The organism is Sphingobium sp. (assembly GCF_033795625.1).
Taxonomy (GTDB): domain Bacteria; phylum Pseudomonadota; class Alphaproteobacteria; order Sphingomonadales; family Sphingomonadaceae; genus Sphingobium.
Map to the genome: position 1 here is coordinate 18,081 of NZ_JARYGI010000042.1, position 10,726 is coordinate 28,806.

The 10,726-nt window shown below is 56.3% G+C and carries 10 protein-coding genes and 1 tRNA gene; all 11 read left to right on the plus strand.

Features of this window, described 5'->3' with window-relative positions; genetic code table 11:
• Window positions 1-25 precede the first annotated feature (25 nt).
• The 11 genes from QHC67_RS16215 (at window position 26) to QHC67_RS16265 (ending at window position 10,511) form a co-directional block, all read left to right on the plus strand.
• Window positions 26-101: transfer RNA gene (locus QHC67_RS16215), tRNA-Thr, on the plus strand.
• A gap of 363 nt (window positions 102-464) precedes the next feature.
• The gene (locus QHC67_RS16220) at window positions 465-1,844 is read left to right on the plus strand and encodes an SIR2 family protein (RefSeq protein ID WP_319295849.1); all 1,380 of its coding nucleotides are present in this window, start codon (window positions 465-467) and stop codon (window positions 1,842-1,844) included.
• Window positions 1,845-2,458: 614 nt separating this feature from the next.
• Complete coding sequence (locus tag QHC67_RS16225; RefSeq protein WP_319295850.1) at window positions 2,459-3,199, plus strand: hypothetical protein; 741 nt, start codon at window positions 2,459-2,461, stop codon at window positions 3,197-3,199.
• Complete coding sequence (locus QHC67_RS16230; RefSeq protein WP_319295851.1) at window positions 3,196-3,822, plus strand: DUF4230 domain-containing protein; 627 nt, start codon at window positions 3,196-3,198, stop codon at window positions 3,820-3,822. The genes QHC67_RS16225 and QHC67_RS16230 overlap by 4 nt, the downstream gene beginning before the upstream one ends.
• 16 nt (window positions 3,823-3,838) lie before the next feature.
• Window positions 3,839-4,201, plus strand: coding sequence for a hypothetical protein (locus QHC67_RS16235; protein WP_319295853.1), 363 nt, complete (start codon window positions 3,839-3,841; stop codon window positions 4,199-4,201).
• A gap of 75 nt (window positions 4,202-4,276) precedes the next feature.
• Window positions 4,277-4,633: a hypothetical protein gene (locus QHC67_RS16240; RefSeq protein WP_319295855.1), complete on the plus strand. Its 357-nt coding sequence runs from the start codon at window positions 4,277-4,279 to the stop codon at window positions 4,631-4,633.
• A gap of 63 nt (window positions 4,634-4,696) precedes the next feature.
• The gene (locus QHC67_RS16245) at window positions 4,697-5,095 is read left to right on the plus strand and encodes a hypothetical protein (RefSeq protein ID WP_319295856.1); all 399 of its coding nucleotides are present in this window, start codon (window positions 4,697-4,699) and stop codon (window positions 5,093-5,095) included.
• Window positions 5,096-5,467: 372 nt separating this feature from the next.
• Window positions 5,468-8,107: a DNA-primase RepB domain-containing protein gene (locus QHC67_RS16250; protein ID WP_319295858.1), complete on the plus strand. Its 2,640-nt coding sequence runs from the start codon at window positions 5,468-5,470 to the stop codon at window positions 8,105-8,107.
• A gap of 232 nt (window positions 8,108-8,339) precedes the next feature.
• The gene (locus QHC67_RS16255; protein WP_319295860.1) at window positions 8,340-9,512 is read left to right on the plus strand and encodes a tyrosine-type recombinase/integrase; all 1,173 of its coding nucleotides are present in this window, start codon (window positions 8,340-8,342) and stop codon (window positions 9,510-9,512) included.
• Window positions 9,513-9,609: 97 nt separating this feature from the next.
• The gene (locus QHC67_RS16260; protein ID WP_319295861.1) at window positions 9,610-9,945 is read left to right on the plus strand and encodes a hypothetical protein; all 336 of its coding nucleotides are present in this window, start codon (window positions 9,610-9,612) and stop codon (window positions 9,943-9,945) included.
• Between the two features lie 230 nt (window positions 9,946-10,175).
• Complete coding sequence (locus QHC67_RS16265; protein WP_319295863.1) at window positions 10,176-10,511, plus strand: hypothetical protein; 336 nt, start codon at window positions 10,176-10,178, stop codon at window positions 10,509-10,511.
• Window positions 10,512-10,726: the final 215 nt, after the last annotated feature.

Consider the following 10,726-nt stretch of genomic DNA (forward strand, 5'->3'; position numbering starts at 1 on the left):
AGCGCCCGCTTCGAGCAAGCCTCATGCCGCTTTAGCTCAGTTGGTAGAGCATCGCATTCGTAATGCGGGGGTCACAGGTTCGAGTCCTGTAAGCGGCACCAGCCCTTGAGAAGGGAAATCCGGAACATCCTACGAAAGTGCCTTTGGCAAGGGAACCGATTTGGGTCCTGTTTGGGGCGCTTGGGTAGGAAAACGGGAAGGACCTACGCTATACCTCTTTAACAAGCTGGCATTATCCGATTGGCCATTAAGCTGTGTAAAGTAGCTTAGAGAGGCACAGCCTTGGCAGTAATGGTCGACTGGAAACTGTCGTTTTCAAGTTCGAAATCGTGAAAGCTGCCACAGGAGCAAGGATCCCACGAGGTGGGTAAGACCCCGACTGTTCGATCACGGATCGCCTCTAGCGAGACCACTAGAAACGTTATCTAACGGCTGCTAGTGCCATATTGTTGATGGGGGGTATCGTGGCGGGTGACGATCAGGCTGCGCGGTTTGAGCGCTACGTAGAAGAAATAAGTGAAGACATCACCGAGACGGTCAAGACGATGGGATGCCAGCCCATTCTCTTCATCGGTTCTGGCCTGCCCCGACGCTATATGGACGCCCCTAGCTGGGACGAGCTTCTTGCGCACCTGTCGACGCAATGTTCAGCGATTGATAAAGGCTTGGGCTTCTATCGACAATCGCTCAAGACGCCGATGAAGATCGGTGAAGAGTTTGCACGCCTCTATCAAGAATGGGCATGGGACGCTGGACGCAACGAATTCCCTGCCAATATGTTCGGTGACAACGTCGATTCCCAAGCCTACCTAAAATTCAAGGTTGCATCGTATCTTAGCGGATTGACGCCATCAACTTTGGCTGAGCTAGGAAGCAACGAGCATAAGGCTGAGATTGAGGCTTTATGTAAGATCAAGCCGCACGCCATCATCACTACCAACTATGACCGGATGATCGAACTGGTATTCCCTGACCACGAGCCAATTGTCGGCCAGCAGATACTGCGCGGCCAGCAGCTATCGGTGGGCGAGGTATACAAAATACACGGATCGATCGAGGATCACGACAGCATCGTGATCACCCAAACCGATTATGACGAGTTCGCCAAAAAGAAGAAATTTTTGAGCGCGAAGCTGCTTACCTTCTTCAATGAGCACCCGCTTCTCTTCATCGGCTACAGTGCGTCAGATCCCAATATCAAGTCGATCCTCTCCGACATCGACGAGGCGCTCCCAGTAAAAGGCGGGATAATTCCTAACGTCTACATTCTGGAGTGGAATCCTGACATCGGACCAGAGAGCAACCCTGCCCGCGAGAAGGTCATCGCGACGGATGAGGACCGTAGCATCCGTGTCAAGCTCATCGAAGCCTCGAACTTCGGATGGGTGTTCGATGCGTTCGCGGCGAACCCTGTCCTGAATGATGTGAACCCCCGGGTGCTTCGTGCCCTGATCGCGCGATCCTACAATCTCGTGCGCCACGATATTCCCACAATGACAGTCGAAGCCGATTTCAAGATGCTGGATCAAGCGGTCGAGGACTCAGATAGTTTTGCAAAGCTTTTTGGCATTGCCAACATTAGCAATTATAGCGCGGCATCCGCCCAATATCCCCTTAGTGCCACTCAACTGACGACTCAACTTGGTGGCACTGGGTCATGGTTGGCCGTTTCCCTTCTCAAGAAAATCAAAGAGGAGAAGGGCGTAGACCTCAAAGCGAACGACAATCGTTACCATCGGTCAGAGAAGGTCAACACGTCCACATTCCACAAGTATTCGGCGGAGATGCTTGCAATCTTGAAAACGGTCCAGGCAGGCGAACCGTACGATTTGAACATGGACTGAGCACTGCTGGCTTCCGAGACGAGACGAAGAAATCTGACCAATCTATAGGCCGGTTTAGGCTTGCTTCATCAGCTAGAGCCTCCAGCGGCCATCCACGTTCGCCGATCTTCGTTAAGTCAGTTCAGCAAGTGGCTTACCTGACTTAACGGCACTAGGGCGATCGATTCCTTGGTTCCAGTGGGATAACTTCTACGAGCGGTCGCGTCGTTTGCGCAGCCGCAGAGCGCGCAAAATCAGCCATCTTATATGAACAGCCGCAGGGCTATTGCGATTGCCCTGAACTCACGCCAAAAGCGTCCTGCCTTCCGTGAAAGCCGGAGGGTGGGGCGTCGAAACCTCAACCTGTAGGAAACTCGGTCACCAGAAATCTGGAGGCCGGGTGGCATGCGCGTATGTCCAGCCGGTTCGCCGGTAAAGGCGCATGCGCCTGTGCCTACGGTCAGGTTTCGAACATCCGGCTTTGGCCGTCGCCCCAAGAGGTACATAGGGGTGGCACAAGGTTGAAGCCGAAGGTCGCTCCCAATGAGGGGGCAAGAGCATGAATCAGCCACATCCATAGCGTCTGTTCAGCCGTCCCGACCGGGCCGGTTCCCTTCACGTAATGGAAAATCGCTATGTTCTTAAAATCTTTGCACTGGAAGCTGTTCCTGCAACTGGCTGTCCATGCCGCCCTGATTGGCGCTGCCCAAGCGCAAACCCCAAAGAATCCGCCAGAGGTTCAACAAGCGTTCGAGCAAGCCGCTAATACGATCAAAGGGCAACACCACGGATTAGTGACGGCAAGCGACACCGTTATCGGTGACCACTCTTTGGAAATTCGCTTTAGGCCCTCCACCGGCATCGACCAAGCGAAGGCCGCAGAAGCGATGAAGACGAAGGCAACGTCGTGGGCAAAAGCTATGTGCGCTTCGAGCACCATCCCTCCATTCCTTCGTCGCACCGGGGCAACGTTGATCGTCACCTTTGAAACAGCGCCGGGGGTCTATGAGGTTCAGAGCAAAGTAGACCGCACTTCCTGTGCCGAACGCCCGACAGAGCAGCTTCAATACATCAATGGAAAGCCGCTCTACCCAAGACCTTCTCCTGAAGCTGCCGTGGAGAGCATCAGAAATAGATTGAAATTTAGCTTGATGGATTTCGACAGCGCGAAAATCGAATGCACTGATTTATCGGAAGCCGTTGGGGTGAAGCCGATCTTGGAGCCTCGAAGATACGGTTACGTCATACGCTGCGAAATCAACGCGAAGAACGCTTATGGAGGATATACCGGCTACGAAACGCGCTGGTACTATTTCAACGGCCCCTCGTTTGAAGAAGTTCTTTTTAATCCCAAAATTGAGTTGCTCAAAAAATGAGCGGCACTGGCAAGGTGCCCCTGTTCATCCTGTTGGCCGTTGCCTTCGGCGTTGGTTACTGGGCTGCGCCAAGGGAGATATTGGACAGCGAGGTCAGACACAGTGGCTTCTTCCGCACCGACACTACCAAGGTGCTGTCCGCTACGGTGGAAAGCCTTCGGCTGGAGAGCAAGCTGCAGGTGTTTTCCTACAAGGGCACTGCCAAGGTCGTCGCCGAACGAAGGCTTTGGTGGATTTTCGGGGGCAGGCAGGAACTGATGGTTCCGGCTGTGGTCAACTACTATGTCGATTTGTCGAAACTGACGCTCGATCAGGTCAGCTTCAACGAACGGGCCAAGGTCGTCACGGTCAAGCTGCCCGCCCTCGAAATGAGCGACATTGCGTTTCAGCCGGAGAACGCCACCACCATCAATGGCGGCTTGCTCACGTTCAGCGATGAACAGGTCGAACAGTTGCGGAAGATGAATTACGCCAGCGCCCGCGACGCGATGGTCAAACAGGCCCAAGGCAAGGGGCTATTTGAGACAGCCAAAAATCAGGCTCGTCAAAGCATCACCACTTACTTCGAAATCCCTCTGCGCATCGCCGGGCAACCCGACGTGAAGGTTGTGGCGCGCTTCTAACTCAAAAGGATTTAACATGCAGAAACGACACATTGCAGCAGCCTTGGTTGCTGCGGCCCTTACTCTCACTCCGGCATTGGCATCCGATGTTGCAGGGCTGATGAAAACACAACCCGTCTTCTCCAGCGCCACCGGCAAGAACATGTACGACTTGGAACGCTGCATGATCGAGGTCGATGGACCGATAATGCCCCATGTCTATCGCCAGCCCGATCGTGCGCAACGCGTTCTTATGGTTTGGGATGGAGGCGGTGGCGTTGGCGGCGTCAGCGCAGCCGTACAGATCGATGGCGTGGAGAACGCCAAGGTCACGTTCTGGGGCCGCGAGAAGGTCCTTCGCCGCATCAAGCCCTGTCTGGATCTTGCATACAGCAAATAGTCCTCTCTTTCTTCCCCTTTAACCAAGCCCCTGCGGAGCAATCCGTGGGGGTTTTTCTGTTTTGGAGCCACACGCATGCACATTATCCGCAGTTGGGCGGAGCTGGACGAGTATCTCGATCGCTCACCTGACCCCGACATAGCCTCCCTGCTGCAAGCCCGCCGCCTCGACTTGTTCGGATACGGCGACCTGCCCGACGTTGGCACCTTCAATATCGTCCAGCCGGGAGACAGCTTGGAGGGCATCGAAGCGACGCTGCGCCTTTCCTTAACGGTCGAGACCATGCCGACATGGGAATGGATCAAGCGACGCGGCTCGATCTTCGAGGCCCCGATCATCCTTTCAGATGACGGCTTCGGCCATGTCTTGATCATCCCGGACGCTGAAGGCATCGACCCAAGGCTGCTGGCACTCTGCCGCGAACACGTCTGACCACAACATCATCATCAATCGCAGCGTCCTTCGGGGCGCTTTTTTTATGTCCGGAGAACATCCATGCTTTCGCTTTACGACCGCACGAGAATTGAAAACGCGCTTGCCCTTCCGTTGCGGGAAGACATCAAGGGGCGAATTCGAAGCATCCTTAAGGACGGGCTGGCTGACTTAACGCATCTGCTGGTCATCACGAACGAAGACAATGAAGCTATGGTGCAGGAGGAAGTGGCCTTCTCGCCACTCGAAAACGATGGCATCCGCTTCGGCGAACAGGGCTTTCGTCCAGGCTGGGACTGGCTGCATGACCATGGCGGCTGGTTCGAGCTTGTCTACTGCATCGGCAATTCAGGCTTCGCTTTTGTCCTGCTGGTGGAGGATGGCGAAGAGACAAGCCGCTTAGCGAATCTCTGCCAAGCCTACAGCGCTGCACCGGGGAAGGGGCAACCCGAACCTAGATGAACTTACGACGGCCAAGTTTGCGAATCATTCCTTCGGCATCAGGGTCGCGGGGATGATTCACGCAAAGTCGGCGGCGAAAAAGCTGTTCCAAAGAAACTTTAGTCCGACAGCAGATTTTACTTGACGCTTCTTAACGCACTTTAGCCTTAGGCTGAAAATTTTCCCTTCTGGAAGACGCTTTGTCTTCAAAATAAATCTGATCCTCGCGGAAGTGCGTTGGAAAGGAAAAGCGCCTATTTAGCTGACATTGGTGTCAGTAGACGGTGTTGACGGACCTATTTTCACCCATCATCTGGTTGATCGCCACACAAAAAAGGCGGTCGCATTCTCACGGAGGCGACGATTACAAGTAGTTTATTATAGGACTCATCTATGTACGACAATAACAACATGCCAAGTTCTTCCGAAGACGAGCCTGCATCTAATAAAAACAGTTCAGGCATTGGGAGCGTAAGACTTAAGCCTCTTGCCACAACTGCGCCAAATCTCGAACTCGCGGCTGAGGTAAATGCGACCACGGAGAGTGACGGTGCCGGTGAGGTACCACTGCAAGGGGGTAAAGGGGGTGAAGCTCAATCCCCTCCTTTACCTCCTTCCAACGCGGAGTTTGTCGCTGCCGTCATGAGCGACAGAAACGATGGAGCTCGCGCGGCCGTCTGCTCCATCGCTGGTGAACCGCGTGGCAACTGGGAGGCGCTGGCGGCGGTGGACATCGATAGGCAGTGCCCCTCCGACCATAATAATTATCTCAACTGTTCCAGCTTCACACCGGACGAGGACGGAAGGCTTCGTGCAAGAACCGATAGCTTTTCCGGGTGTCACTTCCTGCTGCTTGATGATGTAGGCACCAAGGTTGATCCAGCCAAGCTGGACGATTTCACGCCGACCTGGGCTATTGAGACAAGCCCCGGCAATTCTCAGTGGGGTATATGTTTTGCGGAGCCGATTGAGGCTCAGCAGAAGGTCATCGCCCTGCAAAGCGCTATTGTGGCGGCGGGCCTATCCGATCCAGGGTCCAAGGGCGTCGCTCGCTGGGCGCGGTTGCCCTACGCCATCAATGGCAAGGCCAAGCATCGCGACAAAAATGGCCTGCCTTTTCGTTGCCGCCTGACCGGCTGGAACCCGGACATGGTATACACGATCGACTCTTTGGCCGAAGCGTTGTCGCTCGACCTTTCCCCGCCTTTACCTTCTTTTGCCCGCCCCGAACCAGGAAAGCGCGCCACACGAGCAGGTGAGGCGCGGGGTGACGATATCTACACGCCGCAACCAGTGGAAAATCCTGTGATCACCGCCTTGAAGGAAGGCGGCATGTACAAGCGGCAGATCGAACCGGGAAAGCATGACATCACTTGTCCGTGGACGGCAGAGCATACCGACGGCGATGATTCGGGGGCAGCCTATTTCGAGCCGACCGAGGACTTTGCCTATGGCGGGTTCCGCTGTCAGCACTCACACGGTGATCGCTATCATGTGGGCGAGCTTCTCGATTTTGTTGGCATTGATCGTGATCAGGCACGAGGCAAAGCCCGCATACGGCTAATCGGCGGAGAGCTGAACCGCGTCGTCCGTTCCGCTGAGATTGCACTGACGGCCGTAGGTGATTTCTATCAGTCCGGTGGCGTCATCATGGCCATTCGAACTGACCCGACAAGTGGAGAGATTTCAACGGAAGTCGTAAATGAGCAGATGTTGCAGACGGCATTGTCCGACGCTGCATTATGGGAAAGGCGGGACGGCAAGGCCTCGGCGTGGGTAAGGTGCGATCCACCAACGCGGGTTGTCCAGTCCGTCCTGAAGGCCGGTACATTTCGCCACCTTCCGGTGCTTAACGGCCTTGCCCGTCAGCCTTTCTTTCGGGAGTCGGACGGCGTGTTAGTGATGCAGCCTGGGTACGATCCAGTCTCCGGGATTTACGCGGCGTTCAATCCAGCTGAGTACCGCTTTCCCGATCTAACCAGAGAAGCTGCCGTGGACGCGTTGGCGGATTTGAACGCTCTACTGGGCGAATTCCATTTCCCCTCAGAAGCTGACCGCTCCGCTGCTCTTTCGGCCATCTTGACCGCCACAGTCCGGCCGAGTCTGCCTTTCGCTCCTGCCTTCAACATCACAGCTTCCACACCAGGCACCGGCAAAAGCTATCTGGCGAGAACGATCATCCCGTTCGGATCGACTGCATCGGCGCAAACAGTCGGCTATCCGGCGACCGCCGAGGAGGCCTCCAAGTCGATGCTGGCGACCCTCTTGCAGGGACCGGCCGCGATTGTGTTCGACGACATGCAAACGGATTGGAAACCCTTTGCCGTAATGAACCGCATGCTTACGTCCGAGACGATCACCGAGAGGATACTTGGCGTCAGCCGCGCGGCAACGGTGAGCACCCGTTCGTTGATCTTGGGGACGGGTAACAATATCGGCCCAGTGGGCGATATGTCTCGTCGGGTCATCACGATCCGGCTCTACGCGCAGACGTCAAATCCTGCCACGCTGAGCTATAAAGGTCGACCGGCCCAAGAGGTCGCGGCTGACAGGGGCAAGTTCGTATCCAGCGCCCTGACAATCGTGCGAGCGTGGATGGCCGCTGGCAAGCCGAGGGCCGACGTTCCGGACATCGCCAGCTACGATGGGCTCTGGAGCGATTATTGCCGCCAACCGCTGCTGTGGCTGGGGCAAGCCGATCCAGCGATCAGCCTCGTCGAACAGGTGCAGGATGACCCCTATCTAGAACCCCTCGGCTACCTGTTGGAAGCGTGGGATCGTCAGTTCGGGGATCAGGCCGTCACCGTGCGTAAACTCGTAGATGCTGGACTCGAAAATACGGAGCTGGCGGAGGCGCTGGAGGACCTGCCGGGGATGGCCAAAGGCAGCATCAACCGCAGCAGCCTTGGCTGGTTCCTCAAAAAGAATGTCCAGCGGATCGTGAACGGCATGGAAATCCGGCCGGGCGAGTCCAGCGAACGGCGAGCGTGGCGCGTTGTCAGGGTGCCGTCGGAAGGTGGGAAAGGGGGATAACCCTCTTCACCCCCTTTGCCGGGCAGGTCGGCGATTGGCCGCTTGAGAGATGATGGCATGCCCGGTGGATCTTCTGTCGGGCATGTCCTGCCGCTCAGGCTTCGCCCTTTTCCAATCTGCCTAAGGCAGCAGGCATGATCGTGCTGGCCCCCTGCACCACACCCCGGCGGCAATCCCCACGCACCCTGCGCTAAATATCATTACAGCATCGTAACAATAGAAGGAAAACTCAATGCCAAAGATAAAACTTGATGCCGCGTTCTGCCTGATCGCCCAATGCGAGCCCGGCAAACGCAAGACAGACTATTACGATACCTCAACGACTGGCTTCGTCCTGGAAGTTCGACCCAATGGCGGCAAGACCTTCTATCTGCGTTTTCAAGACGAACATGGTCGCCAGCGCCAGCATAAGATCGCCGCGTACGGCGACGTCACATTCGACAAGGCCCGGAAAGAGGCCCAACGTCTCCGTTCTCAGGTCGTCCTTGGCGGTGATCCTGCGGCAACGAAAAAGGAAAAGCAGGCGGTCCCGCTCTTCGCGACAGTGGCGGAACAGCATCTTGCCCACGCTAAAACCTATCAGCGCAGTTACGACACGACGGAAATGTATGTACGCCGCCACATCCTGCCGAAGTGGGGCAAGCAGCGTCTCACCGACATCACACAGCGGGAAGTGGCGCAGTGGCTTGCCGAGAAGGCGGAAGAAGGTCTCGCTCCTGCTACCGTCGAAAAGATCAGGGTCATCTTCGGCCGGTCGTTCGAATTGGCGAAGCAGTGGGGCATGGCGGGCAGCGACAAGAACCCCACAAGGGGCATCCCCCGCAAGGCCATCAACAACGCACGGGAGCGGTTCCTCGACGCCGCCGAAGTGAAGCGGCTGCAGGTTGCCGTTGCATCATCGCGTAACCCGCAACTACAATACATCGTTGGGCTCCTGCTCCTCACTGGCGCGCGGGTGTCCGAGCTGCTGCATGCGGAATGGAAGCACATCAGTCTTGAGCGGCGGGTGTGGCTGATCCCGACATCGAAGACCGGCAAGTCGCGCCATGTGCCGTTATCCCAGTCGGCCATCGACGTGATCGGGAAGGTGCCGTTGTTCAAAGACTGCCCTTTCCTGTTGCCGAATCCTGAAACGCTGAAGCCTTTCGTGACGATCAAGCACGCATGGCAGACGGCGCGGGAAGAAGCGGTGCTGGGAGACCTTCGCATCCATGATCTTCGCCACAGTGCGGCGAGCTTCATGATCAATGCGGGGATCGACCTTTTCGCCGTGGGCAGGGTGCTGGGGCATGCCGATCACAAGTCGACAATGCGGTACTCCCATCTCGCCAATGACACGCTTCTGGCCGCCGTCGAGGCCGGGGCGAAGAAGATGCAGGGGCGTGCCCCAACTCCACGGCTCTGAATGGCCTTCCCCGTCCGTGTGCTGGCTTAGCGGCTGGTGCGTGGGCGGGGCAGTTCTCTCCGACTTATTTTTTTTTGAATCAATGAAAGGAATCATCATGGACGCGACTTCCTATAACGGCGCGCCAAAGCGTTCCGTCGCCCACATCAGGATCATAAAAAGGGAGTCCACGGACCTGATCAGCAGCTTACGGAAGATGCTGGAAGGGCTCGGGCATGACGTCAACAGACACGGTCGTGCCGATACCCTGATTTTGGCATGCATGGGCAGTGGCATCGTCACCAAGTCGGAGATTATAGGGATGGCGATCCGCTTGGGCTTCCATCGTGGTCACATCGCGATCAGGCTGAAGGAAGGGGCGGGCAACAACGCGGCCGTTTACCTATGGCGGCGCGATGCCGACGGGCGCTACAGCGTTAACGACCGATCCTGACGATCCAAAACCCCGCTCATGTTCTGGTTTCGCGGCTGGTGCATGAGCGGGCTATCTTCAACCACCTTTTTTTGTTGGCCTACTGCTCTGCACTGCTCTCCAGAGTGTAGCTATGCTGCTCAGAATCGCTGCGACGCCAAGCAAGAATGAACCGTCGATTATCACCATTGCCGACTCCATCCATGTCATGCATGTTCCGCCTTTGTTCTCATGTAGGAAAGGTGATTCTGATGAGTGTGCTGGTTCAGCCGATCCCCGATAGCGTCAGGCTGCGCGTAACGGGGGACATAGAGACGACCTTGACCGTACCCTATGACGATGACGATCGCTCCCTTCTGGGTTTCAGCGACGGCACACTGCTGCTCGGCACCTATGACGATAGCCTACAGTGCATCTGGGAAGTAGCGAGGGATGGAGCTGGCATCGTACGCTTCAACGAAGGCGGTGTGGTGCTGGAATGGCACGCCGAGTGGGTCACAGTCGCGGTCTACGACGCCAATGTTGTTGAACCGGCAGTGCCAGCCGTTCTGCCGCTTTTCCCTGATCTGGATAAATGGGCGGCGTAGCTAATGGCCAATTTCTTGTCTCTACGATGGCGACGCGTTTTGATGATGAGAAGCTTGGATGAACAGCCATGTGCAACACTAGACCGCCGATGGCGAGCCTGTTGTCGTGAACGCCGATCTCGTCAACTTTGTGCACCGGGGCACCTCTATCAACCTCGCGTTCTGACGCCTGTTTGGCAGCGGAGGGCTGATGAAGCGCTGCCTTTGCCAGTTTG